Origin of the sequence: Janthinobacterium sp. JC611, assembly GCF_018682595.1 — a bacterium.
Classification (GTDB): domain Bacteria; phylum Pseudomonadota; class Gammaproteobacteria; order Burkholderiales; family Burkholderiaceae_D; genus Janthinobacterium.
The window spans coordinates 27,459-53,616 of the sequence record NZ_JAFLJN010000023.1 but is presented as its reverse complement, the minus strand read 5'-3'; the positions used below and the strand labels follow the sequence as shown (position 1 = coordinate 53,616).

Sequence of the window (26,158 nt, the reverse complement as noted above, 5' to 3'; positions counted from 1 at the left end):
TTACAGCAGCCAGTCGATCGGCAGCACCGACAGTATCGCCACCCCGATGCGCTTCCACACGCTGGCGCCCGGCTCCGTGTCGTAGCGCGTGATGCCGCCGCCGGCGTCGCGGGCGATCCAGTACAGCGCGCCGTCGTCGCCCAGCAGCACCTGGTAGGCGCGCTGCGGGATGGTGGTGCGCATGGCCAGGCCCAGCTGGCTGGCCAGCACGGGGCTGTCGATGACGAGGCCCATTTCCGTGTTCAATGCGATCGAGCGCGGGTCGAAGTTGAAGGAGCCGACGAAGATGCGCCTGTCGTCGACGGCAAAGGTCTTCGCATGCAGGCTTGAGGCGGAACTGCCGAAGCGGCCCGGCTGTTCACGCGCGTCCCCGGCTTCCCACGAGCGGCGCGACTCGTACAGCAGCACGCCCGCCTCCAGCAGCGGCTTTCTCCACTTCGCATAACCGGCATGCACGGCCGCCACGTCGGTTGCTTCCAGCGCATTCGTCAGGATGCGCACGCCCACGCCTTTGTGTGCCAGGTCGGCGAAGGCCTGCGTGCCGGCCTTGCCGGGCACGAAATACGGCGACACCAGGTCCACTTCCTTTTCCGGCACGCCCAGCAGGTTTTGCAGGTTTTCCGCCACGCCCGTGCCGGGCCTGGCCTTGTCCAGCACCTTGGCCGGGTCGTCGCTGACCATGCGCGTCCTTGCCCATTCGAAGGGCAGGGTGCGTTCCATCATTTGCCTGACGAAGGGCGAGGTGCGCAGCGCCTGCACGTATTCCTCGGCCGCCTTGGTGTCGTCGATGCGGTCCGCCTCGGCGGCGATGGTGGCCGCGTCGCCGTCGACCGGCTTGGTCAGCAGCAGCCTGGCCGGGTAGGCCGAGGCGCTGTTCCAGTAACGGTCGAAATCCCGCGAGACCTCGTTGACGACGGGGCCGATGGCCAGCACGTCAAGGTCGGCGAACAGCACGTCGCCGGCCGCGCCAAAATATTCGTCGCCCACGTTGCGCCCGCCGACGATGGTGGCCTGGTTGTCGGCAGTGAACGATTTGTTGTGCATGCGCCGGTTCAGGCGAGAAAAATCCGTGGCAAAGGCCAGCGCGCGCGGCGCGCGGGGGACGAAGGGGTTGAACAGGCGGATTTCCAGATTGGGCTGCTTGCCCAGCATGCTCAAGGTCTGGTCCAGTCCCGCCGTGTTGTTATCGTCGAGCAGCAGGCGCACGCGCACGCCCCGTTCGGCTGCCTGGCGCAGGGCGTCGAACAGCAGGGTGCCGGTGATGTCCTTGTGCCAGATGTAGTACTGCACGTCCAGGCTGCGCTGGGCGGCGGCGGCCAGCAGCGCGCGCGCGGCGAAGGCGTCGCGCCCGTCGACCAGCGGGTAAATGCCGGAGGTGCCCGGATGCTGCGCCGCCATGGGTGCGATGGCCATGGCCAATTGGGTATGCTGTGTGTCGGTGATGACGGTCGACGCGTTGCGGCCTTCCAGCGAGGGCAGCGAGACGCAGCCGGCGAGGACGGCCGACAGCAGCAGGGGCAGCAGCAGCCGGGTGCTGCTGCGGAAGGTAGGTACTTGGGCGGGCATGGCGGGCTTTCATCGAGTTGCCCCGATGTTAGCAGATGCGCATGCCCGCACGCGGGCGAGGTTTTACAGTTGTTCCAGCGCGATCAGCTCGGCCACCGTCTGGCGGCGGCGGATCAAACGCGATTGTTCCCCATCGACCAGGTATTCCGCCGCATGCGGGCGGCTGTTGTAGTTCGACGACATCGACGCGCCATACGCGCCGGCGCCTTCGAAGACGACGTAGTCGCCCACCTGCGCCACGGGCAGGAGGCGCGTTTCCACCACGCCGCCATCGCGCTGGGTGAAGACGTCGCCCGATTCGCACAGGGGGCCGCCGACCACGGTGGCGCGCTGCGTATCGAGAGCGCGGCCGTCATGCGCGATCACCGACATTTCATGGTAGCTGCCGTACATGGCGGGGCGCATCAGTTCATTGAAGCCCGTATCGAGCAGGGTGAAATGGTTGCCGCCCATTTGCTTGGTGGCGCGCACTTCGGCCACCAGCAGGCCGGCGTCGGCCACGAGGAAGCGGCCCGGTTCGATTTCCAGGTGCACGGCGTGGCCCAGGTGCGCCTCGATCTGCTTGCGCGCCGCATCCCACAGCTGGAAGTAGTGGTCCGTGTCGACGGGCTGCTCGCCTTCGCGGTAGGGCACGGACAGGCCGCCGCCCGTGGAAATGGCTTCGATGTCGTGACCCATGTTTTTCACCAGGTCGACCATGGTGCCGCAGACGGTTTCCAGGTGGCTGTAGTCGACGCCCGAGCCGATATGCATGTGCAGGCCCACCAGGTGCAGGCCATGCGCGCGGATGACGGCCAGCGCCTCCGGCAGCTCTTCGTGCCAGATACCGTGCTTGCTGTTTTCGCCGCCCGTATTGGTCTTGTTGCTGTGGCCATGGCCATAGCCGGGATTGATGCGCAGCCAGACGCGGTGGCCGGGCGAGACGGGGCCCAGCTGGCGCAGCATGTCGACGGAGCCGCAATTGACTTCGATCTTCGCCGCCGCCACGCGCGCCAGGGTGGCGCGGTCGAACAGGTCGCAGGTGAAGACCACGCCGGCCGCGCCGTTGGTTTGCGCCGGCGTGAAGCCCGCCTGCAGCGCGCGCTCGATCTCGCCCAGCGACACCGCGTCCACGTGCACGCCCGCCTCGCGCATCAGGGTCAGCAGGTGGATGTTCGAGTTGGCCTTTTGCGCGAAGCGCACGGTGTCGAACTGCGCCAGCTGCGCCACGCGCGCGCGGATGGTGGCCGCGTCATACACCCACAGTGGCGTGCCGTGTTCTTGGGCGAGTTGGGCGAGGGTCTGGTCGGTGACGGGCTTCATCGTGTGCTTTCGGTGGTATGAGGAGATAGCGCATGATGGCCGATTGCGCTTCGACTATAAAATATCTATTTGGGGCTACCTTATTCATTTATGATATGGTCATGACTATCTCCCTGCGCCATATCGAAGTCTTTCGCGCCATCATGACGACGGGCAGCGTGACGGCCGCCGCCACGATGCTGCACACGTCGCAACCCACCGTCAGCCGCGAGCTGGCGCGCCTCGAGCATTTGACGGGCTTGACCCTGTTCGAGCGCGAGCGGGGGCGGCTGCGTCCGACGGCCCAGGCGCTGCAGCTGTTCGAGGAGGTGCAGCGCGCGTATTTCGGCCTGGAGCGCATCGTCAGCACGGCGGCGGCCCTGCGCCAGTTCGACCAGGGGCAGTTGTCGATCGCCTGCCTGCCCGTGTTTTCCCAGTCGCTGCTGCCGCAGGCGTGCAAGCGTTTCGTCGCCGATTTTCCCAAGGTGAGCATCAGCATCACGCCGCAGGAGTCGCCGCTGCTGGAAGAGTGGCTGTCGGCGCAGCGCCACGATATCGGCCTGACGGAAGTGGGTAATGCGCCGCCGGGCACCGCGCTCGATACCTTGATGTCCGTCGATGAAGTGTGCGTGCTGCCCGATGGCCATGCGCTCGCCGGCAAGGCCGTGCTGCAGCCGGCGGACTTCGCGGGCCAGCCTTTCATCAGCCTGGCCGCCGTCGACCCCTACCGCCAGCAGATCGACGCCATCTTCGCGCAGGCCGGCGTGGAGCGGCGCATGGCGCTCGACACGCACAGCGCCGCCTCCGTGTGCGCCATGGTGCGCGAGGGCGTGGGCCTGGCCATCGTCAATCCGCTCACGGCCCTCGATTATGCGGGGCAGGGCTTGCAGATCCGCCGCTTCGGCGTGTCCCTGCCGTTCACGGTGAATCTGGTCAAGCCCCTGCACCGGCCCTTGTCGCAACTGGTCGCCCTGTTCGAGCAGGCGCTGCATGCGCAGGCGGCGGAGGTAAAAAGGCGCTTGCTGCAGCTGTGACGGCGCTTGTGGAGCGGCGGCGGTCAACAGAGTAAAATGGCGTTTTACTTATTCAAGCCTGATTACTTCGATGACCACAACCGCTACTCCCGTCCGTACCCGTTTCGCTCCCAGCCCGACCGGCTATCTGCACCTGGGCGGCGCCCGCACCGCTTTATACAGCTGGGCGTATGCCCGCCACTTCGGCGGCACCTTCGTGCTGCGCATCGAAGACACGGACGTGGAGCGTTCCACGCCCGAAGCCGTGCAAGCCATCATCGAAGGCATGAAGTGGCTGGGCCTGGACCACGACGAAGGCCCGTTCTACCAGATGCAGCGCATGGACCGCTACCGCGAAGTGGTGGCGCAGATGCTGGCCGAGGGCACGGCGTATCACTGCTACTCGTCGCCGGACGAAGTCGAAGCGATGCGCGAGCGCATGCGCGCCGCCGGCGAAAAACCGCGCTACGACGGCACCTGGCGTCCGGAGCCTGGCAAGACCCTGCCGGCCGTACCGGCCGACCGCAAGCCCGTCGTGCGCTTCAAGAATCCGCTCGATGGCGACGTGACGTGGGACGACGTGGTCAAGGGCACGATCACGATTTCCAATCGCGAACTGGATGACCTGGTGATCGCCCGCCCGGACGGCACGCCGACGTATAACTTCTGCGTGGCCGTCGATGACTGGGACATGCGCATCACCCACGTGATCCGCGGCGACGATCATGTCAACAACACCCCGCGCCAGATCAACATCCTGCGCGCCATCGGCGCTCCGCTGCCGCTGTACGGCCACCTGCCGATGATTTTGGGTGCGGACGGCGAGAAGCTGTCGAAGCGCCACGGCGCCGTCAGCGTGATGGATTACCCGGCGCAGGGCTTCCTGCCGGAAGCGATGCTGAACTACCTGGCGCGCCTGGGCTGGAGCCATGGCGACGATGAAGTATTTTCGACCGAGCAGTTCTGCGAGTGGTTCAACCTGAACCACCTGTCGAAATCGGCGGCCCAGTTCAACAATGAAAAACTGGCCTGGCTGAACAACCACTATATCAAGCAAGCCGACAACACGCGCCTGGCCGACCTGGCGCGTCCGCAAATGCTGGCCGCCGGCGCCGTCTTCGAAGGCGCGCCTGACCTGGCGCTGGTGCTGGGCATGATGAAAGAGCGCGCCAACACGGTCAATGAACTGGCTGCCGCCTCGATGCTGTTCTTCCGCGAACCGCAGCCGGAAGCGGAACTGGCGGCGCAGCACATCACGGATGCCATCAAGCCCGTGCTGGCGCAGTTCGCCGAGCGTATCGCCACGGTGGAGTGGAGCAAGGAAGCCGTCGCCGCCATGATCAAGGAAGTACTGGCCGCCAACACCATCAAGATGCCGTTGCTGGCCATGCCTTTGCGCCTGATCCTGACGGGCCAGCTGCAGACGCCTGCCATCGACCAGGTGGTGGTGATCTTCGGCCGCGACACCGTGCTGGCGCGCCTGGCAAAGTGGCTGTAAGCATTGCGATCCAATCGTCGTAAAAACAGGGTGCGGAAACCGTCCCTATGAAAAGTTGCTCATAGACGAAAAAGGGTATTTGCAGAGTGAAACTTCTTTGCTATACTCTTGTTTCTGCACCAACGGGGGTATAGCTCAGCTGGGAGAGCGCTTGCATGGCATGCAAGAGGTCAGCGGTTCGATCCCGCTTACCTCCACCAGCAGCAAAATCGCAGTCAGATTTTGTCAGTCGTTGAAGTGGTGCAGATGTTGTTTGGAAGTTCCGCGGTCCCCATCGTCTAGAGGCCTAGGACATCACCCTTTCACGGTGAGTACAGGGGTTCGAATCCCCTTGGGGACGCCAGTTCAGTCTGGTGTTGTGGTTGTAAAGAAGTAGCAGTGTTTCTGCGCCCGGGGGGTATAGCTCAGCTGGGAGAGCGCTTGCATGGCATGCAAGAGGTCAGCGGTTCGATCCCGCTTACCTCCACCAACAGCGCAGAAGTAAGGTAGCAAACTGTAGTTCCGTGGTCCCCATCGTCTAGAGGCCTAGGACATCACCCTTTCACGGTGAGTACAGGGGTTCGAATCCCCTTGGGGACGCCAGGTAGTTGTGTTATAGTAGTGGCAGTTGTTTGTACTGATTGTTGTAAGTTCAGGGCCGTAAAAAGCGGAATCTGGATGGAAAGCAAGTAGTGGAACAAAGTCGCCAAGTGCGGCTTTTATTATTTCTGCGCCCGGGGGGTATAGCTCAGCTGGGAGAGCGCTTGCATGGCATGCAAGAGGTCAGCGGTTCGATCCCGCTTACCTCCACCAACAGCGCAGAAATCACATGATAATCAAAGTCGCCTTGAGCGGCTTTTTTTATGTCCGGAATATTTCCGCCATACCCCTCGGGGAATATGGCTAAGCTGTTAGTGCGCTGGCATGGCATGCAAGAGGTCAGCGGTTAGCTCCCGCTTACCTCCACCAACAGCGCAGAAATCACATGATAATCAAAGTCGCCTTGAGCGGCTTTTTTTATGTCCGGAATATTTCCGCCATACCCCTCGGGGGAATATGGCTAAGCTGTTAGTGCGCTGGCATGGCATGCAAGAGGCCGGCGCTTAGTTCGCGTCTTGCTTCCTCCGGCAGTGCGGAGGTCGCATGATCATCAAAGTCGCCTCGGGCGGCTTTTTTTATTTCCGCGATATTTTCCCCACTTCTTCCAGTCCTCCATTTATCGCATCACTTTCTTTGCGCGTGCGCACGGCATATCCGCATCAATTGCATTCCAGAATGCCATTTTTGCCGTTCATCGTTTTTTGGCGGACATCGTGCCGTCGGGTGTCTAAGATGCCTTGGTTCGAGCATTGGATGGGCGGGGCCGCGCCTGCCGTCGTTTTTGCGTATGCGTATCGTCATGAAATCACTCAATCCCGGAGGTGGAATGTCCCGTTTATTTGCCAGCATGCTGTTCGCCGCTTGCGTCCCGGCGTGCGCCGCCACGGCGCCTGCCGCGCCCTTCGATCCCGCCGCCCACAAATTGCAGTCAGGGCGCATCAACGAAGTGATGGTGCTGGGCACGCCGCACCTGTCGCAGTTGCCGAAGTCGTTTGATGCGTCGCAGTTGAGTGCTTTGAACGCACGCTTGCTGGCGTGGCGGCCGCAAGCGATTGCCATCGAGGCCTTGTCCGGGCTGCAATGTGCGTACCTGCGCAGCTATCCGCAGCGCTATGCAGACGCGATCAAGTCCTATTGCTGGGATCCTGCCGCCGCGCAAGCGGCGACGGGTCTGGATGTGGTGGCGGCGACCGTGCAGACGCAGCGTTTGCTGGCCGCATGGCCGGCGGCGCCGTCCGCCGGGCAGCGGCGCACCCTGGCGTCGCTGTTCCTGGCGGGTGGTGAGCGGGCGTCCGCGCTGGTGCAATGGCTGCGTCTGCCGGAGGCGGAGCGACGGGCGGGCGACGGGCTGGATGCGGCGCTGGTGGTCATGCTCAATGTCCTGCTGCAGCGGCGCGGCGAGGATATGCTGATCGCTGCCGTGGTGGCGGCGAAGAGTGGTCATGAGCAAGTGTATGCCATGGATGATCATACGTCGGACGCGCCCGCCGACACTGCGCAAGACGAAAAGGCCTACGGCGAGGCGCTCATGAGGGTATGGGATAACCCGCATATGGTGCAGCGCAAGCGTATCGGTGCGGAGCTGGTGGCTGCATCGACAATGCCGGCCGCCGTGCTGGCCATGTATCGTGCCTATAACGCGTCTGATCAGGCCGAAATGGTCTTTCGCAGCGACTTCGGCGCGGCGCTCGAGGAGGTGTCACCACAGCAATTCGGCCGCAATTACGTGGCCTACTGGGAGACGCGCAATTTGCGCATGGCCTCGAATATCCGCGAAGTCATGATGGCGCGCCCGGGCATGCGCGTGCTGGTGGTGGTGGGGGTGTCGCACAAGGCTTACCTGGAAGCCTATTTGCGGCAGATGCATGACGTGCGCATCGTCGGCACGGATGCTGTGCTGCGCCAGGAGGGCTGATCGCCCGTTTGCTTGCTTTCCCGTCATCATCGCGTTTCCATGGGGCGGGCGTGCAATAAGGTGGAAAATAAGAAGGCCGGCAGTTGATTTCGTGAATCGCTTCGTGTTAAACTTCGCGCACGCTTTTTTGAGGGGCTAAGCAAAGCCTTCAACGAAGAGTCCGCTGAGAGTAAAGCCAGCACAGGTCCCCATCGTCTAGAGGCCTAGGACATCACCCTTTCACGGTGAGTACAGGGGTTCGAATCCCCTTGGGGACGCCAGATTCGCGTAGTAACAAGGTCGGGATGCAGGGTAGCGCATCCAGGACAGATTTTCTGTCCCCATCGTCTAGAGGCCTAGGACATCACCCTTTCACGGTGAGTACAGGGGTTCGAATCCCCTTGGGGACGCCAGACCGGCTGAATCAGCCAACAACAAAGCCGCCTGGTAACAGTGCGGCTTTTTTGTTGTTTGCTGCCATGCCACGTTTTTCTCTTTCCCTTTGAATATGCCATTAGCTACCGATCACGCGCCAACCTTGGCTATCTTCTGCAAAGTCGTCGACAACTACGGCGATATCGGCATTTGCTGGCGTTTGGCGCGGCAGTTGAGCGGCGAGCATGGCGTGGCCGTCACCCTGTGGGTCGACGATTTATCCAGCTTCCAGCGCATTTGCCCTCCGATCGACGTGGCGGCCGACGTGCAGCGGGTGGCTGGCGTGACTGTGCGCCACTGGCGCGACCAGGAGGGTGAGTTCGCCCCCGCCGATATCGCCGACATCGTCATCGAATTCTTTGCCTGCGACATCCCGCCCGGCTATATCGCCGCCATGGCGCAATGCGCGCCGCAACCGGTGTGGCTGAACCTGGAGGGCTTGACGGCGGAAGAGTGGGTCGAGGGCTGTCATGCGCTGACGTCGCCGCGCCACGGCATGATCAAGCATTTCTTCTTTCCCGGTTTCACGAACAAGACGGGCGGCTTGCTGCGCGAGGCGGCGCTGGACGAAAAAAGGCTGGCGTTCCAGGCTGATGCGGCCGCCATGGCGGCCTTCCTCGGGCAATTCGGCGTGACGGCAGCGGAAATGCGCGCCTTGAAAATATCGCTGTTCTGCTATCCGTCCGCGCCGGTTGCCGAGCTGTTTGCCGCCTGGCGGGAAGGGGGCGAGCCCGTGACGTGTTTGGTGCCGGAAGGCGTCGCGTTCGATGCCGTTCAGGCGTTTATCGGCGACGAAGCGGCGGTGGCGGGCGCGGCGCGCACGCGCGGCGCGCTCACCGTGCGCGTGCTGCCATTCGTGCCGCAAGACGATTACGACCGCCTGCTGTGGGCGTGCGACGTCAATCTGGTGCGCGGCGAGGATTCCTTCGTGCGCGCGCAATGGGCCGGCCAGCCGTTTCTCTGGCATATCTATCTGCAGGATGAGAACTTGCATCATGTGAAATTGCGCGCCTTCCTGCAGCGCTATGCGGCCGATGCCGATGGTGTCATCGACAGCCTGGTGCAGGCGGCGCTGGCCTGGAATGGCGCCAGCGCGGACGCCTTGCCGTGGGCGCGGCTGTGGCCCGCCTTGCTGGCCGATCTGCCGCGCATCCGCGCGCGCGCGCAGGCCTGGCAGCGGCAGATGCAGGCTAATGGCGATCTGGCAAGTAACTTGCTGGCGTTCGCCGGCGCGACGAGATAGGCGCTTGCCCAAAATTAAGGTAAAATGCCCGGTTATTTCTAACGTATTTTTAACCGATCAAACGCAAGCTTGCGGCGCTGATGGCGCACAGGCGGCAGATGGTCTTCATGCAACCCACTTTTTACGTACATTCCTATGAAACCCGCAAAAGAAATTCGTGTTGGCAATATCATCATGGTCGACAGCAAGCCAATGATCGTGTTGCGTTCTGATGTCAACGGTTCGAGCCGCACGGGCTTCACCTACAAATGGAAGATGAAAAATCTTCTGACGAACACCCCGATGGAAAACGTGTTCCGCGGCGACGACAAGTTCGACGTTGTTGTTCTGGATAAAAAGCCAGTCACGTATTCGTACTTCGCCGACCCGCTGTTCGTCTTCATGGACGCCGAGTACAACCAGTACGAAATCGAAGAAGAAAACCTGGGCGAAGCGCTGAACTACCTGAAAGATGGCATGGAATGCGAAGCCATTTTCTACGACGGCAAGGCTATCTCGGTTGAACTGCCGACGACCATCGCCCGCCAGGTGGTGTACTCGGAGCCAGCGGTCAAGGGCAACACGTCGGGCAACGTCCTGAAAGAAGCCAAGATCGAAAACGCCATCGACGCACATCGCCACACCGTGCAAGTGCCGCTGTTCGTGGCGCAGGACGACGTCATCGAGATCGACACCCGTACCAACGAATACAAGCGTGTCGTACGCAACTGATCGATCCTCGCACTGCGCTGTCCCAGTGCTTGATCATCAAGAAACGCTGCCTTCGGGCGGCGTTTTTTTTGCTTAAAAAATAATTCCCCTCAGCAACAATTAAGTTGCAAGAACTGCTATGCTATGGCTAGTACATTATTGCGGTAGAAACATTGAGGTTTCCTGGAGATACCATGCAGCGCAGTCAGATGTTAGGCAGTGGCGCGTCCCGGGGCGTGGCGCGCCCTGTATTGTCCCGTGCCACGGCGCCAGCCAGCCCCATGGCCCATCTGCTCGATGCCGGCGTCTTGCCGCAACAGCAGATGATGCAGGCAGGCAAACTGAGTTCCCACGCGCTGACGTCGCAGTACCTGGGGCGTATCCGTTCCCTGTGCAGCATCGGCGCGCGTGCCTATCCCGGCATTGACATCAATCCCGACGCGCTGAAAATTGCCCTGGAAATGGACCGCGAACGGCAGGTGCACAAGGTGCGCGGCCCCTTGCACGGCATTCCCGTCGTCCTGCGCGACAATATCGCCACGGGCGACCGCATGAAGACGCGCACGCAGTCACCCCTGGCCACGCATGCCAGCTGCGATTCCTTTGTGGCGGCGCGCCTGCGCGCGGCCGGCGCCGTCATCATCGGCAAAAGCAATTTGCGCCAGTGGGCCGCCGTCAGCGTGCCGCATGCCAGTGCCAGCTGGGCCGGGCTCACCATCCTGGCCGTCGACAGCGCGGCGGACGGTTCCATCGTCGCGCCTGCTTCAAACTGCGGCCTGGTCGCCATCAAGCCCACGGGCAGGACTGCCGCAGGGCAGGATGGCGAGCCGGCCACGGCCGGACCGATGGCGCCCAGCGTGCGTGAAGCGGCCTGGCTGCTCGCGGCCCTGCGCGGCGAGCGTCTGGCCGATAGCGTGGTGCTCGATGCCGCCGGCTTGCGCGGGCGCCGCATCGGCGTCGCGCGCAGCCTGTTCGGCCTGTGCGCCGGGACCGATGCCGTGATCGGGCAGGCGCTGCTGGCGTTGCGCGAGCAGGGCGCGGAACTGATCGAGATGCCGCCCGCGCCAGTGCCTGGCGGCATCGAAGCGTTGCTGGGTTCGCATGGACTCGATGCGCTCGTGGGACCCACAAGCCATGGCGTCGCGCAAGCGCCGTCGGCCTTGCCGCATATCACGGTGCCGGCCGGCATGGTCGGGAACTTGCCTGTCGGTCTGTCCTTCATCGGACCAGCGCACGGCGACATGCCGCTCATTGCCATGGCGTATGCCTATGAGCAGGCGACTTTGCACCGGCGCACGCCCGCGCTGCCGTCGAGCATTACCCTGGCGTTGCGCTTGCCATGATGATTCTTTTCGTTTTCTTTCGATAAACTATGCTTGCAACCTTGCTGCTGACTGCGGCCGTGACGGCCATTCCGACTCCTTTTGATGCCGCGCAATTGTCTGGCAGCTGGTCCGACAGCGTCAATACGAATAGCGTTTGCGAAGAAGCGCGGCACTTTACGCGCATGCAGCTGTCTGACGATCATCAGCGGCTGGCGATCTTCAACGACCGCACGTGGAAAAGCAAGCTCGGTGAAACCAACCGCTTTGCCGCCACGGTGGTGGCGGAAACGGAGCGCAGCCTGACCTTACGCTATGACAATGAAACCCGCCGCAATGCCGATGGCAAGCTGGTGGAATGGCAGTTGATCATCGTTGCGCCCGGCGTGTACCGCTGGCGCGAGACGGGCTGGCCGGAAGGCAAGGTCAACGGGGTGATCGGTATCCGCTGTTCTCCCTGAAGCCGCTGCACAAGCATGCCATTCTGCTATGCTGCTCGCATTACTGAATGCTTTTAGGAGATTGCATGTCCGGACGTTTGCTGTTCCCCCTGTTCCTGGGCGCCGCCGTGGCGCTGGCCAACGTGCCGGCGCAAGCGCGCACGCCGCAACTGTCGCTGATCGAGCAGGCGCAAAGCTGCGATGGCGGCCACACCTGCCCGTATTTCCCCGATGTCTACAAGGCGGACTACGCGTTTCGCAATGCCTTCAATGTGGGCTTGAAAAAGGCGGGCCTGAAACGGCAGCGCTGGGTGCCGAATGGCGTGGCCAGCCCGCTCAAGCCTGTCGAGATCGACGGCAAGGCGCGTCTGCTCAGCAGCATCTGCGAGCCGCACAATTGCGGCCACCGCTATAGCATTTTGTACGACCCGGTCGAGCGCAGCATGACGGGCGTATATATCGGCAGCGATGGCAAGGGCGGCTCGCGCACCGTGTACTTCGGCGAGCCCAGCATCGCCGAAGCCGACTTGCTGTTCAAGAACTGATGCACGCGCCGCTACACATTTCCAGCGCACGCGGCCAGCTGGACGTGCCCATGATCAACCGCTACCTGGGCGAGCAATCGTGCTGGAAGCGCGGCGTGGCGATACTGGCGTGACGTGTTCGTGCTGCCGCAAGAGCCGCGAACATGCATGCGCCGCCCGGCGGCGCGGGAATTATCAAAACAACCTTTATATGTCAAGAGAACTATTAACATTATTATACGTAATAATGTTGCATTGATAATGACAGCATGTCATTATTCGCGCTCTGCAGCGTGCGGTGCGTTGTTGGTGCTGTACTTTGTCCTCGCCCCCGGGCGCGGACAAAGGTGGTGAGCGGTCCGATTGGTCGTCCCTGGCACGTTTTCTCGTCACTTTAAAGGAATACATCATGAAACAATATGGCGCCGAGTTTCTTGGCACGTTCTGGCTGGTGCTGGGCGGTTGCGGCAGCGCCGTGCTGGCTGCTGCCTTTCCCGGTCTTGGCATCGGTTTTGCCGGCGTAGCGCTGGCGTTTGGCCTGACGGTGCTGACCATGGCTTACGCCATCGGTCACATCTCGGGCTGCCACCTGAATCCTGCCGTGTCGATCGGGCTGTGGGCCGGCGGCCGCTTTCCCGCCAATCAACTGTTGCCATACATCATAGCGCAAGTGCTGGGCGCCATCGTGGCCGGCGGCGTGCTGTACGTGATCGCCAGCGGGCAGGCCGGTTTCGACGTCAGCAAGGGATTTGCCTCGAACGGCTACGGCGCCCATTCGCCGGGCGGCTATTCGATGCTGTCGGCGCTGGTCATTGAAATCGTGCTGACGATGTTCTTCCTGATCGTCATCCTGGGCGCCACCGACAAGCGCGCGCCGGCCGGCTTCGCCCCGCTGCCGATCGGCCTGGCGCTGACCCTGATCCACCTGATCAGCATTCCCGTCACCAATACCTCCGTCAATCCGGCCCGCAGCACGGGCGTGGCCCTGTATGTGGGCGACTGGGCCACGAGCCAGCTGTGGCTGTTCTGGCTGGCGCCCATCATCGGCGCCTTGCTGGGCGCGCTGGCCTACCGCCTGATCGCCGGCGAAAAAGAGTAAGTTGCCGAGTGAACAGCCCACAGGCTGCTTTTTCGTTCAGTCGGCGGCGCGCCACTCGCTCAGGTAGTGCTGCGGCGTGCGGCCCAGGATGCGGCGGAACATCGCGCTGAAGGCGCTGGGGCTGGCATAGCCCAGCGCATAGGCGATGGCTGCCACGCCTTCGCCCCGGTCCAGGCGGCAGAAGGCTTCCGCCAGATGCACTTGCTGCAACCATTGGCGGTAGTGCAAGCCCGTTTCCTTGGGAAACAAGCGGATCAGGGTGCGCGCGCTGGCGCCCGCGTCCTGCGCCCAGTCCTCGATGCTGCGCCGGCTGCCGGGCGCGCTCATGATGGCCGAGCAGACGGCCACCAGGCGGCGGTCGCGCGGCCAGGGGATGGCCAGCGGCACGGTATCGGCGGCGGCCAGTTCCGACAGGATCAGGTGCGCCAGCCAGTCGCCGCGTCCCGCCAGCGCATATTCGATCGGTTCGGCCAGCAAGGCCAGGATCAGCTCGCGCAACAGCCGGCTCACTTCCAGCACCTTGCAATCGGCGCCATATTGGGCCGCCACCTGCGCATCGATGTACACGGTGCGCATGCTCAGTTCGCTCAAGATGTGGACTTCATGCACGACGCCCACGGGGATCAGCAGGGCGCGCCGCGGCGGCAGTATCCACACGCCATGCTCGGTGGAGACGCGCATCACGCCTTGCGTCGCATACAGCAGTTGCGCCCGCACATGGCTGTGCGGCGCCGTGTAGTCGCCCGCCGCATACTGCCTGGACATGGCCGTCACGGGACGCGGCACGTGCTGGTAATCGTGCGAACTGGTGCTGCGGCTGAACGGCACGCCGTCGGGATGGGTCTGGACGAGTTGCTGGGTATACATATGAATCGTTGGCTGGTCTCTTGGTTGTCACTTGGGCGACGATTATTGGAAGTTATCAGTTCAGCGACCATACTATACTGGCTTCTTTGCCGGGCCGCCCGCCGTGCCCGATTATTGCGGATGACACATGCACACAACCACACCTGCCCCGGCATTGGCCAAGTCCGTGCCGGCGGCTCCCTCGCTTCATCGTTCCCAACAACAATCCGGTCTGGCCATGCACGTCCTGGGCGCCGTCGCCTTCGTGCATTTGCTCAATGACTTGATCCAGGCATTATTGCCGTCGATTTATCCGATGCTGAAAGCCGAGTTTTCACTCAGTTTTACCCAGGTCGGCCTTATAACCCTGACGTTCCAGTGCACGGCCTCCTTGCTGCAGCCCTGGATCGGCTTGTACACGGACCGCCGTCCGCTGCCGTTCCTGTTGCCGGTCGGCATGTGCTTCACCCTGGCCGGCGTGCTGATGCTGTCCATCGTCTCGACCTTCCCGACCCTGCTGATCGCCTCGGGCCTGATCGGCGTCGGCTCGTCGACCTTCCATCCGGAAGCGTCGCGCGTGGCGCGCATGGCCTCGGGCGGGCGCTACGGCTTCGCCCAGTCGCTGTTCCAGGTGGGCGGCAACGTCGGTTCCGCGCTGGGACCGCTGCTGGCGGCCGCCGTCATCGTGGGACGGGGCCAGGGCAATATCGCCTGGTTCAGCCTGCTGGCCGTGCTGGCCATCGGCGTGTTGTACAAGGTCAGCCACTGGTACAGCGGCCACCTGGCCAGCTTCAAGCCGAAGGCGGGCGGCCATGGACCGAACTTGTCGCGCAACAAGGTGATGGCGGCGCTGGGCGTGCTGGCGCTGCTGGTATTTTCCAAATACATCTACATGGCCAGCCTGTCGAGCTACTACACGTTTTACCTGATCGACAAATTCCACCTGTCGATCGGCTCGGCCCAGCTGTACCTGTTCCTCTTCCTCGCCGCCGTGGCGGCCGGCACCTTCATGGGCGGCCCCATCGGCGACCGCATCGGCCGCAAGCGCGTGATCTGGATTTCCATCCTGGGCGCCGCGCCGTTCACCCTGCTGCTGCCATACGTCGACCTGTTCTGGACGGCCGTCTTGACGGTGATCATCGGCTTCGTGATTTCCTCCGCGTTTTCCGCCATCGTCGTCTTCGCGCAGGAACTGGTGCCGGGCAAGGTGGGCATGATCGCGGGGATCTTCTTTGGCCTGATGTTCGGCGTGTCCGGCATCGCGGCGGCCGCCATGGGCCACCTGGCCGACGTGGCGGGCATCGCCTATGTGTATAAGCTCTGCTCCTACCTGCCGCTGCTGGGCATCCTGACGGTGCTGCTGCCGCATATCGAGCAGGCGAAAAAATAAGCCAGCGTCGCGGGAGGGCTTGACGGCCCGCCCGCGCGCATGCGATATTTGTCCCATGATCTCTTCCATCCTCCTTCCAGTCCTTGCATACCGCGCCGCAGCCGCGCTGTGTCCGTGTACCTGGCTTCGTGAGGATGCGGCCCGGCGCCGTTAAACTTGTCACTCCTCATTCCGATGGCCACAGTGTTGAAAAACCTGTGGCCATTTTCTTTTGCCGCATCACTTTGCAAGGACCCGCATGACACTCCATTTGTACGACACGTATAGCCGCAGCCTGCGGCCCTTCGAGACCATCACGCCGGGCCAGGCGGGCCTGTACGCCTGCGGTCCCACCGTCTACGATTATGCGCACATCGGCAACCTGCGCACCTATCTGTTCGTCGACGGCTTGCGCCGCGCGCTCGAGTTCAACGGCCTGCGGGTGCGCCACGTGATGAACATCACGGACGTGGGCCACCTGACGTCGGACGCGGACAGCGGCGACGACAAGATCGAGGCGCGCAGCGCCCGCAGCGGCAAGTCGGCCTGGGACATCGCTGCCGAATTCACGCGCGCGTTCGAGGGCGATCTGCGCCAGCTGAACATCCTGCCGCCCACCGTCTGCTGCCGCGCCACCGAGCACATCGCCGAGCAGATCGCATTCATCCGCGACCTGGAAGCGAACGGTTACACCTACCGCACGGACGACGGCATCTATTTCGACACGACGCGCCAGGACAGTTATGGCAAGCTGGCGCGCCTGAACCGCGACGGCCTGCAGGCGGGCAAAAGGGTGGACCTGGGCGAGAAGCGCGATATCTGCGACTTCGCCCTGTGGAAGTTCAGCGGTGTGCCGGGACAGCGCCAGATGGAGTGGGACAGCCCGTGGGGCCTGGGTTTCCCCGGCTGGCATATCGAATGCTCGGCCATGGCGGAAAAACACCTGGGTGCGTATTTCGACATCCATTGCGGCGGCGAAGACCACGTGGCCGTCCACCACAGCAACGAGATCGCGCAGACGGAAGCGCGCCACGGCACGCGCCTGGCCAACTTCTGGCTGCATGGCGCCTTCCTCAAGACCCAGGATGCGAAGATGTCGAAATCCTCGGGTGATTTTTTGCGCCTGCAAAGCCTGGTGGAGCAGGGCGTCGATCCGCTGGCCTATCGCTACCTGTGCCTCGGCGCCCACTATCGCAGCAGCCTCAATTTCACGGACGACGCCCTGCGCGCCGCGGCCAGCGGCCTGGCGCGCCTGCGCTCGGGCGTGCATGGCCTTGGCGAGGCGCAAGGCGATGCCGATCCGGTATGGCTGTCGCGCTTTGCGGCGCAGCTGAACGATGACCTGAATTTCCCGCGCGCGCTGGCCGTGGCCTGGGAACTGCTGAAAAGCGATTTGCCGGCCGCCGTGAAGAAAGCCTCCATCGCGCGCTTCGACGCGGCGCTGGGCCTGGACCTGCTCCGCTGGCAGCCGACCGAGCTGGCGGTGCCCGCGCAGGTGAGCGCGTGGCTGGCGCAGCGCGAGACGGCGCGCGAGGAGCGGCGCTGGCACGATGCCGACACGCTGCGCGCGCTGGTGCGCGAGGCTGGCTACGACATCGACGATACGCCGCAGGGACCGCAGGCGAGGGCGAGGGCGTCATGACTGTGTACGCTGAAGAGCAGGCATTCCCCGCGGCCTTGCGGCCTGCCGTGCACACCATCGTGCAGCAAGTGGCGGGCGGCGCGCCGGAGCGTCTGCCTGCCGGCTACCGCGTCGTGCATGCGGGTGAGGCCCTGCTGCTGCCCGTGCGCGTGTATTACCCGCCGGCCGCGCTGCTGGCCGGCGCCGCACGGGAGGGGGAGGCGGGACTCGTCGCGCTGTGTCTGGGCACGCGCCACCATGACGGCCATGTGCGCGAACGCTGTATTCAGGGTGTGCTGGAAAGAGGGGTGCCATGGGCCATGCCCTTCGTGCTGCAGGCGCTGGGCGATTACGTGCTGCCGGTGGTGTTGCACATCGAGGCGGGCCGCGCTGCCAGTGCGCGCGGATGGGACGAGGGCGTGGCGGCGCGGCTGGCCGGAGACAGCCCGGCCTGGTTCGCCACGTTGGAGCGGCGCGCCATCAGCTACTGGAATGAATATCACCGCGCGCGCTACCCGCAGCGGCAGGCATATCCCGCCTGCCGCGTGCTGGCCGCGCTGCGCGGCGACGCGGCGCTTACGCCTCGATGAAGCGCATCTTGAAGCTGCGGCCCTTGATGTTGCCGAAGTCGCGGCCCAGGGTATTGCCCGCGTTCAGGCGCTTGAAGGCCGCTTCGGCCACCTTGCGGTCGATGGCCACGTAGGTCATGAATTCGAACACGTTGATCTTGCCCACCTGCTCCTTGGTGAGACCGGCGTCGCCCGTCAGCGCGCCCAGCAAGTCGCCCGGACGCAGCTTGTCCTTCTTGCCGCCCATGATGCACAGGGTGACCATCGGCGCCGGCAGCGCCTCCATCCCGTCATCTTCGGCCAGTTCCTTCAGGTCGTGCCATTCGGCGGCGCTGTTCTGGTACTGCTCGATCAGCTTGACCCATTTTTTCTCGTTCGGCGCGCACAGCGACAGGGCCAGGCCCTTCTTGCTGCCGCGGCCCGTGCGGCCGATGCGGTGGATGTGCACTTCCGTGTCTTTCGACACGTCGACGTTGATCACGGCGCCCAGGTCGGAAATATCGAGGCCGCGCGCGGCCACGTCGGTGGCCACCAGCACGGAGCAGCTGCGGTTGGCGAACAGCACGAGGATTTCATCGCGCTCGCGCTGTTCCAGCTCGCCGTACAGGGCCAGCGCGGAAAAGCCTTGCTGGCGCAGTTCCTCGGCCAGTTCACGGCAATGCACCTTGGTGTTGCAGAAGGCCAGGGTCGATTCCGGCTTGAAGTGTTTCAACAGCTTGCCGACGGCGTCATTGCGCTCGTCGAAGCCGATTTCATAGAAGCGCTGCTCGATCTTGTCGTTGTCGTGCTGCGCCTCGACCGTCACTTCCAGCGGATTGACGAGGAACGACGCCGTGGCGCGGCGGATGTCTTCCGGGTAGGTGGCCGAGAACAGCAAGGTCTGGCGGCGCGACGGGCAGGCGCTGACGATGCCGGCGATTTCCTCGTAAAAGCCCATGTCCGTCATGCGGTCCGCTTCGTCGAGCACCAGGGTCTGCACGTGGTTCAGGTTGATGGTGCCGCGGCCCAGGTGGTCGCGCAGGCGGCCCGGCGTGCCGACGACGATGTGGGCGCCGTGTTCCAGCGAGGCGATTTGCGGGCGCATCGGCGCACCGCCCGTCAGGGTCAGGATCTTGATGTTGCCGGCCGCGCGGGCCAGGCGGCGCAATTCATTGGCCACCTGGTCGGCCAGTTCGCGCGTGGGGCACAGCACCAGGCCCTGCACGGCGAACCACGCCGGATTGAGCTTGTGCAGGATGCCGATGCCGAAGGCGGCCGTCTTGCCGCTGCCTGTTTTCGCCTGGGCGATCAGGTCGCGGCCATCGAGCACCGCCGGCAGGCTTTGCGCCTGGATGGTGGTCATTGCGTGGTAGCCGAGCGAGTCCAGGTTGGCCAGGAAGGCGGGCGTCAGCGGCAGGCTGGCAAAGGAAGTGGTGGTGTCAGTGGTGGTGTTCATAGGGGCGGAGCCGGTAAAAAGCGGGTGGATGGGCACAGTCTACAGGCGTTCTACGCCCTTGTGCGGATGGTGGTGTGGAAGCTGGCGGCAAACGGCCGCCCGCGTGTGGTATTAATTGTCGGGCGCCCAGATGGGCAAGCCGGTGAGATCCAGGCCGGCGTCGCGCGTCCACACGGGCAGGCCCGTGGCGTCGGTCGGCTCCAGCAATTCGAGCTGCACCTGCTTCAAGGCCACCTTGCGCGCGCGTGCGCGGCGCTGTGGCTCCGGCGCCGGCTCTGGCGCCGCGGGCGCAGGCGGCGGGCCGAAACCGGGCAAGTCGATGGTGGCGTTGTCTTTTTTATCTCTCATTTCTGAACCTCTGGTCCCTGGCAGCGACAAAACCGCGCCGGGGAGCGGGCAAGAAGCTGCCCGCCATGTGAATACTCTGCGCGCTTCGTCCACAAAACAAAAGCCCGGCTACAGGAGTCGGGCTCATTATGGAACAACCTTCAGGAAAACTTCTCCTGCGGAGTTAAGTGCGGCACGCAGTGTATCACAGGCGTACCGCATTGTGGGAGGCTTAACGGAAGCTGAGGGCGCCCGTCAGGTCGCCCGGCGGCAGCGCGCCACGGGCCGCGAACGCGTCGTTGCGTACTTTCAGGCCTTCGAGCAGCGGCAGGTCGTGCAGGCGCGTGATCAGGCGCAGGATCGACGTCGTGTCGTAGAAGCTGTGGTCGACGGCGCCTTTCTTCGCGTAGGGCGAGACGACGATGGCGGGAATGCGCGTGCCCGGACCCCAGCGGTCGCCCTTCGGCGGCGCCACGTGGTCCCACCAGCCGCCGTTTTCATCGAACGTGATCACCACGATCATGTCCTTCCACTGCGGCGACTCCTTCAGATGCTGGATGACGTTGGCCACGTGCTGGTCGCCCGATTCGATGTCCGAATAACCGGCGTGCAGGTTCAGGTTCCCCTGCGGCTTGTAGAAGGTCACGGCCGGCAGCTTGCCCGCCACGGCGGCGGCGAGGAATTTGTTCGAGATCGGGCTGTCGCCCGTGCCGCCGTCGCGCAGGTGCTCGGCGCGCGCTGCCGTGCCGGGGGCGAACTGCTTGAAGTAGTTCAGCGGCTGGTGGTGGAACTGGAAGTTCGGCTTGCTGCCGCCGCCCTTGTGGTCGAGCGCCGCTTGCCAGCCGCCGCCATACCACGCCCAGCTGACGCCCTTGCGCGACAACAGGTCGCCGATGGTGTCATAGGTTTGCGGCGGCAGGGTGTTCGCGTCGGCCGGGTCGGCGTGCAGCGGGTCGCCGTCGAAGGCGGGGCGGATGTAGCTTGGCTGGTAGGGCGGCGCCATGGTGTTGACGGCATAGCCGTCCGGCGTGATGGCGCCGTCGTTGACGTATTTCGGCTTGCCGTCCAGCGCGGAAGGCGGGCAGTCGGGCGCGATGGCCAGGCGCACGCCTTGCGGTCCGTCGGACAGCACGGCGATCTTCTTCTTCGCCGCCGTCTCGGACGCGTTGAAATATTCGTTGGCGCGGCCCGTGACGAGGAACTGATGGTTCATGTAGGAGCCGCCGAAGGCCGCCATGAAGAAATTGTCGCACAAGGTGTACTGTTCGGCGATCTGCCACAGGTTCAGGTTTTTCGACGTTTCGCCGTAGTGGCCCATCACCAGGCCGCCGCTGTCGGCCCACGCGGCAAAGCCGTCGTTCTTGCCGCCGTTGATCTGCATCTGGTTGTTATAGAAGCGGTGCACGAGGTCGCGCGTGATGATGCTCTCGGGCAGGGGCTTGCCGGCCGCGTCGCTCAATTTGTAGGGCGCGTTGGGCAGGCCGGAAATCTGCTCTTCCTTGATCAGGTAATCGATGCCGCCGATATTTTGCTGGTTCGGCACCAGGCCGCCCCAGATCTTCGGCAGGGTGGCCAGCGGCTTGCCGTCGCGGTCCAGTTGCTGCGCCTGTTCCGCCGTGACGGCGGACAGGGGCGCGCTGGTGCCGGGGAAGTTGGCGAACAGGTTGTTGAAGCTGCGGTTTTCCAGGTAGATCACGACCACGTTCTTGACGTGCGCCTTGAGTTTCGCGTCGAGCGAGCCCTTGGCGATGGTCTTCCTGGCTGGCGCGGCGTCGGCCAGCGCCGGCAGGCTGGCTGCCAGGCCGACCGCGGAAGCGGCCTGGAAAATGCGCCGGCGCGAGGGATTGGCGGGTTGGTCGGCCGGATCGGCTGGCAGGGCGGGGGCGAGGTCCTTCACACATTCTCCTTGGGTGGCACGGGCCATGGTCTATGCCCGTGAAGCGGAAAATTGTATCACTGGCCCTTCGGTAGTGTGAAATATTCGCCCTCCTTCAGCGCATCAGAACTGATAGCGCACGGTCAAATCCAGCTTGCGCGCCGGGCCATGCATGCCCGAGTACCACCAGTCCGACACCGACGCCGTGTACCGTTTGTCGAACAGGTTGGCCACGTTGACGGTGGCCGACAGCTCGTCGCTGGCGTCGTAGCGCGCCATCAGGCTGGCCACCGCGTATGCCTTCTGTTCCCAGTGCAGCGTGCGGTCGATCTGCCACGCGTCGATGTCGGAATACACGCGGCTTTGCCAGTTCATGCCGCCGCCGATGGTCAGGCGATGCAGCTTGCCGGGCAGCCGATACGTGCTCCACAGTTTCACCAGGTGGCGCGGGAAGGTGGTCAGGATGGCCTTGCCGGTATGGTCCTCCGTCTGGCTGTAGGACCACGAGGCCGAGATGTTCCAGCTTGGAGTGAGGGCACCCGTCGCTTCCAGGTCCACGCCCCGGGTCCTGGCGCCCTTGATGGCGCGGTTCGCGGGATTGTTCGTGCCCGGCACGGTGTAGCCAGGGTCCGATTCGGACAGATTGCTCTGGCGGATCTGGTACAGCGCGGCAGCCGTGTTCAGGCGGCCATCGAGCCAGCCGCTCTTGATGCCCGCTTCCAGGGTCTTGCCTTCGCGCGGCGCCAGCAGCTTGCCGTAGCGGTCTTGCGATGCTTGCGGCTGATGGATGGTGGAATAGCTGGCGTAGGCACTGTGCGTGCCGTCGATGTCGAACACCAGGCCGCCATACGGCGTGAAGACGCGGCTTTCCGAGGCCGGGGACGCGCTGTAAAAGGGCACGGAAGGCGCGTTCGAGATGTAGTTCTCGCTGTAGCGCAGCACCTTCGCGCCGGCGATCAGTTTCATGCGCTCGGACAGCGTCAAACGGCTGGCCGCGTAGGCGCTGGCCTGGCGGCGCGTGCTGTCGTAGGTGACATAGGTGTCGCCGAACACGGGTGTCGCCGTGCGGTTCCAGCGGTACAGATTGGCGGCCTTGCCCTCGATATTCCAGTCGAACCTGCCGTCGGTCGTGCTTTGAAATTCGCTGTAGTCCATGCCCAGCACCAGTTCGTGCTGGCAGCCGAACGCGCCGAAGGGGCCGCGCACGTTGACGTCCACGCTGTTGACCTGGAGCCGGTAATCGCGGTAGTCGGCGCTCAGCAGCAGGCCGTCGCCCGTGGCCTGCTCGGGAAAGCCCCCGCTCACGGTCAGGTAGACGGCGCGCTCTTCCTGCGACGACTGCACGCGGTTGGCCGAGATGTTCAGCTTCCAGTCGTTTGCCAGCGCGTGTTCCACAGTGGCGAAGAGGTCGGTTGAATTGGTATCGAAACGATTCGACGTGGCCGCCGGGCTGAAGGAGCGGGGCAGGTCCGTCATCGCGCCATTGCTGTAGAACAGGGGGAAGCCCAGGTAGGACAAGGATCCGTTCGAGCGCTTGCGCTGGTGCGTGACGCCGGCCGTCAGTGTCGTGTTGGCAGACAGATCCGCCTCGACCACGCCGTAGACCACTTTCTTGTCGCGGCTGTAGCCGTCGATGCTGCTGTCGCCTTCTTCGTACACCGTCACGAGGCGGCCGCGCAGCGTGCGCGCCTCGTTGAGCGGGCCGGCAACGTCGGCCATGGCGCGTCGTTCATCAAGGGAACCCAGCTCCCCCTCGACGGACGCCTGGAATTGCGCCGTCGGCTTCTTGCGCACCATGTTGATGGCGCCCGAGGCATCGCCCGCGCCCGTCATCAGGCCGGAGGCGCCGCGCAGCACTTCGATGCGGTCGTACAGCGCCATGTCGGCCAGGCTTTGCGACGGTATCGCATTGAGGCCCAGGTTTTCCGAATGCGTGCTGACGCCATCGAGCTGGTAATTGGTGATCGAATAGCCGCGCGAGGTAAAGCCCGTGCGTTCGCTGCCCAGCGAGAACAGGGTGATGCCCGGCGTTTGCGCCATCACTTGCGCGATGGTGTGCAAGCCCTGGTCCTGCATGCGCTGCTGCGTGATGACGCTGACCGACTGCGGCGTTTCCCGGATCGACAGTCCCAGCGGCGTGGCCGTGGCGATCGGCAGGGCGGAGATATATGCGCCCGAGCCTTCCGTCGCATCCTGCTGCGCCTTGACCGACACTTCCGGCATCATCGACAGCGCTTCGCCACCCGCCGCGGCATCGGCCGTGCGCAGCACGTAGCTGCCGTTGGCGCTGCGCTCGGCCTTCAGGCCCGTGCCGCGCAGCACGCCGTTCAGGGCGGCCAGCACGTCGTGGCGGCCCGTGAGGCCGGCCGACGTCTTGCCGCGCGTCTGCTCCGGCGTAAAGCTGAGGATCACCCTGGACTGGCTGGCCACCTGGCGCAGGGCGGCGGCCAGGTCGCCGGCCGGCACCTGGAAGTCGAGGCTGGCCGCTGGCGCTGCCGCGCCTTCCTGCGCCAGTGCCGGCGCCTGGGTGTTCAGCAGCAGGACCGAACCGATGAAGACGAGCTCGATGGCATGCGCCATGCGCGTGCGCCGTCGGCGCGGCGGGGAAGATATAACTGGAAACATGGTTACCTTGTGGTGTAGTCGTCAAAAAGAACGTTGCCTACACAGGTCACGCGAGAAACGGAAACGGGTAAGATTTTTTTGCGCTGCACGCTAAATAAATGCTCAGCGCTGCTGGCGCGCCTCCACCTGCACCCAGTAGCGCGTGCGCAGGCGCACGTCCACCGGCAGGGAATCGGGCAGCGACAGCAGCACGGCATCGAGGTCGGCCAGCGGGAAGACGCCGGAAATGCGCAGGCCGGCGACGGCGTCGTCGCAGCCCAGCCAGCCGTGGCGGTAGCGGCTCAATGCATGCAGGAAGTCGCGCAGCGGCATGGCGTCGGCCAGCAGCAAGCCTTGGCGCCAGGCCCAGGTGTCGGGCGAGACGGCGTGCGCGGGCAAGACGCCTTGCGCCGTCATGCCGCCGCCCTGGCCCGCGCGGATCACCTGCCTGGCGCCGCCATGGCGCGGCATCAGCCGCACGGCGCCTTCCTCGACGGCGACCACGGTGCTGCCTTCGGCCTGGCGCACCGAATAGCGCGTGCCCAGCGCCTGCGCGTGGCCTTGCGCCGTTTCGACGAGGAAGGGACGGTAGGGCCTGCCCGTTTCGCGGGCCGTGGCGATGAACACTTCGCCCCGCACCAGTTGCAGCAGGCGCTGCGTGCCCGTGTAGCGGAGGTTCACGGCGCTGCCGCTGTTCAGGTGCAAACGGCTGCCGTCGGCCAGGGTCAGCTCGCGGCGTTCGCCCACGCCCGTGGACAGGTCGGCCAGCGCGGCGCGGGCAACGTCGGGCGCATATGCCGAGCGCGCGCCGAACCAGCCCGTGAGGCCGATGGCGGAGACCCATGCCAGCAGCCGCAGGCTGCCGCGGCGCGAGACTGAGTACGCGTTGGTATCGTGCTGCAGCGCCTTGCGGCTGGCCTGGGCATCGAGTTCGCGCAAGCCGCCGCGGACGCTTTCGATGTGTTGCCATGCCCGTTCATGGTCGGGGTGCGCCTGGCGCCACTGCCGCCAGGCCGTTGTTTCCGCCGGCGTGGTGGCACCACTCATCAGGGTGGCCAGCCATTGCGCCGCCTGCATGGCGATGGCCAGGTCGATGGGCTGGCCCTGCGCGTAGATGGTGGCGGCGCGCATCTCAAGGGGCGGCAAAATCGGGCACGGCGAAAAAGCACAGCAGGTTGGCCTTGCTCAGGTATTTTTTCACGGAATGCGTGGTGATGCCCAGTTCGGCGGCGATCTCGGCGTAGCTCATGCCGTCCAGGTGGACCAGCAGGAAGGCGGCCCTGGCCTTGGCGGACAGCTGGTCCAGCGCGCGGTCGACCAGTTGCAGCGATTCGAGCAGGATGGACATCGCTTCCGGCGACGGCATGCACGCTTGCGGCTGGTGCAGCAGGGCGTCGAGGTAGGCCCGTTCCAGCGCTTCGCGGCGGCAGTGGTTGGCCAGCAGGCGCTTGGCGATGGTGGCCAGGAAGGGGCGCGGCTGCGCGATCCCGGCACTGCTGCGCGCTACGAAGATCTTCAGGAAGGTGTCCTGCGCCAGATCGCCCGCCAGCCCCGCATCGTGCAGGCGGCGCTTCAGCCAGTGCAGCAGCCAAGAGTGATGCTCGGCATACAGGGACTGGAAATCGGATGGCGGGGAAGGAGCGGACAGCATGCGGACAGGATGGGATATCTTAATCTAAATGAGAATTGTTCTCATAATAGCGCAGCGACGCACGTCGGGCAATCGGGAAAATGCCGCGTTGCTGAAATGCGACTGCGCGCCCGGGCCGCGCGCGGCGCCGGATTTGCGCCCGCGCACGGCAGATGTAAAAGTTTCCTTGGCGCAAGCTTTCATGTGAGAAAATGCGGGCTGTCGATGTGGTGCGGAGCGAAAAATGATGTGGATGGTTGGCGGTGCCCTGGTTCTATTGGTCGCCAGATTCTTATG

Annotated in this window: 21 protein-coding genes and 7 tRNA genes; 19 read left to right on the top strand and 9 right to left on the bottom strand. The window is 64.2% G+C overall.

The annotated features are described in order from the left end of the window. Complete coding sequence (locus J0O65_RS17805) at window positions 1-1,566, bottom strand: phospholipase D family protein (RefSeq protein ID WP_215408625.1); 1,566 nt, start codon at window positions 1,564-1,566, stop codon at window positions 1-3. Between the two features lie 63 nt (window positions 1,567-1,629). Then, complete coding sequence (gene lysA / locus J0O65_RS17800; RefSeq protein ID WP_215408624.1) at window positions 1,630-2,868, bottom strand: diaminopimelate decarboxylase; 1,239 nt, start codon at window positions 2,866-2,868, stop codon at window positions 1,630-1,632. 101 nt (window positions 2,869-2,969) lie between these two features. Here lysA and J0O65_RS17795 point away from each other — a divergent pair, with 101 nt between their 5' ends. From J0O65_RS17795 to aqpZ, 16 genes are all read left to right on the top strand, one after another. After that, on the top strand, window positions 2,970-3,881 hold the full coding sequence (locus J0O65_RS17795; protein WP_215408623.1) for a LysR family transcriptional regulator: 912 nt from the start codon (window positions 2,970-2,972) through the stop codon (window positions 3,879-3,881). Between the two features lie 70 nt (window positions 3,882-3,951). Then, entirely contained in the window at window positions 3,952-5,358 is a 1,407-nt protein-coding gene (gltX, locus tag J0O65_RS17790) for a glutamate--tRNA ligase (RefSeq protein ID WP_215408622.1), read from the top strand. Window positions 5,359-5,482: 124 nt separating this feature from the next. Beyond that, window positions 5,483-5,558 (top strand) — tRNA-Ala (locus J0O65_RS17785). Between the two features lie 67 nt (window positions 5,559-5,625). Continuing rightward, window positions 5,626-5,701: transfer RNA gene (locus J0O65_RS17780), tRNA-Glu, on the top strand. A 50-nt stretch (window positions 5,702-5,751) separates the two neighbouring features. Then, window positions 5,752-5,827 (top strand) — tRNA-Ala (locus J0O65_RS17775). 37 nt (window positions 5,828-5,864) lie between these two features. Further along, window positions 5,865-5,940, top strand: a tRNA-Glu gene (locus tag J0O65_RS17770). A 134-nt stretch (window positions 5,941-6,074) separates the two neighbouring features. Then, a tRNA-Ala gene (locus J0O65_RS17765) sits at window positions 6,075-6,150 on the top strand. Between the two features lie 613 nt (window positions 6,151-6,763). Beyond that, a complete protein-coding gene (locus tag J0O65_RS17760; protein WP_215408621.1) occupies window positions 6,764-7,852 on the top strand; it encodes a DUF5694 domain-containing protein in 1,089 nt (362 codons plus the stop codon). Window positions 7,853-8,036: 184 nt separating this feature from the next. Further along, window positions 8,037-8,112: transfer RNA gene (locus J0O65_RS17755), tRNA-Glu, on the top strand. A gap of 56 nt (window positions 8,113-8,168) precedes the next feature. Continuing rightward, window positions 8,169-8,244, top strand: a tRNA-Glu gene (locus J0O65_RS17750). A 95-nt stretch (window positions 8,245-8,339) separates the two neighbouring features. Beyond that, window positions 8,340-9,509 carry an elongation factor P maturation arginine rhamnosyltransferase EarP gene (gene earP / locus J0O65_RS17745; protein ID WP_215408620.1) on the top strand — a complete coding sequence of 390 codons (1,170 nt, stop codon included), beginning with the start codon at window positions 8,340-8,342 and terminating at the stop codon, window positions 9,507-9,509. A 135-nt stretch (window positions 9,510-9,644) separates the two neighbouring features. Next, entirely contained in the window at window positions 9,645-10,220 is a 576-nt protein-coding gene (locus tag J0O65_RS17740) for an elongation factor P (protein WP_034778059.1), read from the top strand. A 173-nt stretch (window positions 10,221-10,393) separates the two neighbouring features. Next, complete coding sequence (locus J0O65_RS17735; protein WP_215408619.1) at window positions 10,394-11,542, top strand: amidase family protein; 1,149 nt, start codon at window positions 10,394-10,396, stop codon at window positions 11,540-11,542. Window positions 11,543-11,571: 29 nt separating this feature from the next. Then, window positions 11,572-11,982, top strand: a complete 411-nt coding sequence (locus J0O65_RS17730; protein WP_215408618.1) for a hypothetical protein — start codon at window positions 11,572-11,574, stop codon at window positions 11,980-11,982. Window positions 11,983-12,047: 65 nt separating this feature from the next. Beyond that, window positions 12,048-12,506 carry an Ivy family c-type lysozyme inhibitor gene (locus tag J0O65_RS17725; RefSeq protein WP_215408617.1) on the top strand — a complete coding sequence of 153 codons (459 nt, stop codon included), beginning with the start codon at window positions 12,048-12,050 and terminating at the stop codon, window positions 12,504-12,506. 388 nt (window positions 12,507-12,894) lie between these two features. Further along, window positions 12,895-13,584, top strand: coding sequence for an aquaporin Z (gene aqpZ, locus J0O65_RS17720; RefSeq protein ID WP_102121034.1), 690 nt, complete (start codon window positions 12,895-12,897; stop codon window positions 13,582-13,584). A 36-nt stretch (window positions 13,585-13,620) separates the two neighbouring features. Here the strand turns inward: aqpZ and J0O65_RS17715 are convergent, their stop codons facing one another. Beyond that, entirely contained in the window at window positions 13,621-14,451 is an 831-nt protein-coding gene (locus J0O65_RS17715) for an AraC family transcriptional regulator (RefSeq protein ID WP_215408616.1), read from the bottom strand. A gap of 217 nt (window positions 14,452-14,668) precedes the next feature. Here J0O65_RS17715 and J0O65_RS17710 point away from each other — a divergent pair, with 217 nt between their 5' ends. From J0O65_RS17710 to J0O65_RS17700, 3 genes are all read left to right on the top strand, one after another. Beyond that, window positions 14,669-15,820, top strand: a complete 1,152-nt coding sequence (locus J0O65_RS17710; RefSeq protein ID WP_215408674.1) for an MFS transporter — start codon at window positions 14,669-14,671, stop codon at window positions 15,818-15,820. A gap of 238 nt (window positions 15,821-16,058) precedes the next feature. After that, window positions 16,059-17,441, top strand: coding sequence for a cysteine--tRNA ligase (gene cysS / locus J0O65_RS17705; RefSeq protein WP_215408615.1), 1,383 nt, complete (start codon window positions 16,059-16,061; stop codon window positions 17,439-17,441). Next, window positions 17,438-18,010: a hypothetical protein gene (locus J0O65_RS17700; RefSeq protein WP_215408614.1), complete on the top strand. Its 573-nt coding sequence runs from the start codon at window positions 17,438-17,440 to the stop codon at window positions 18,008-18,010. The genes cysS and J0O65_RS17700 overlap by 4 nt, the downstream gene beginning before the upstream one ends. On the opposite strand, the gene dbpA is transcribed toward J0O65_RS17700, so the two are convergent. The 6 genes from dbpA to J0O65_RS17670 all read right to left on the bottom strand — a co-directional run bounded on the left by dbpA (window position 17,997) and on the right by J0O65_RS17670 (window position 25,882). Continuing rightward, window positions 17,997-19,424 carry an ATP-dependent RNA helicase DbpA gene (gene dbpA, locus J0O65_RS17695; RefSeq protein WP_215408613.1) on the bottom strand — a complete coding sequence of 476 codons (1,428 nt, stop codon included), beginning with the start codon at window positions 19,422-19,424 and terminating at the stop codon, window positions 17,997-17,999. The two genes, J0O65_RS17700 and dbpA, sit on opposite strands and share 14 nt — an antisense overlap. 111 nt (window positions 19,425-19,535) lie before the next feature. Further along, window positions 19,536-19,772 carry a hypothetical protein gene (locus J0O65_RS17690; protein WP_215408612.1) on the bottom strand — a complete coding sequence of 79 codons (237 nt, stop codon included), beginning with the start codon at window positions 19,770-19,772 and terminating at the stop codon, window positions 19,536-19,538. A gap of 211 nt (window positions 19,773-19,983) precedes the next feature. Continuing rightward, complete coding sequence (locus J0O65_RS17685; RefSeq protein WP_251373822.1) at window positions 19,984-21,675, bottom strand: acid phosphatase; 1,692 nt, start codon at window positions 21,673-21,675, stop codon at window positions 19,984-19,986. Between the two features lie 75 nt (window positions 21,676-21,750). Next, window positions 21,751-24,207 carry a TonB-dependent siderophore receptor gene (locus J0O65_RS17680; RefSeq protein ID WP_251373821.1) on the bottom strand — a complete coding sequence of 819 codons (2,457 nt, stop codon included), beginning with the start codon at window positions 24,205-24,207 and terminating at the stop codon, window positions 21,751-21,753. Window positions 24,208-24,354: 147 nt separating this feature from the next. Next, window positions 24,355-25,362 (bottom strand): FecR domain-containing protein, encoded by a 1,008-nt coding sequence (locus tag J0O65_RS17675; RefSeq protein WP_215408609.1) that lies wholly within the window; start codon window positions 25,360-25,362, stop codon window positions 24,355-24,357. Between the two features lies 1 nt (window position 25,363). Further along, window positions 25,364-25,882, bottom strand: a complete 519-nt coding sequence (locus tag J0O65_RS17670) for a sigma-70 family RNA polymerase sigma factor (RefSeq protein ID WP_215408608.1) — start codon at window positions 25,880-25,882, stop codon at window positions 25,364-25,366. Window positions 25,883-26,158 lie beyond the last annotated feature (276 nt).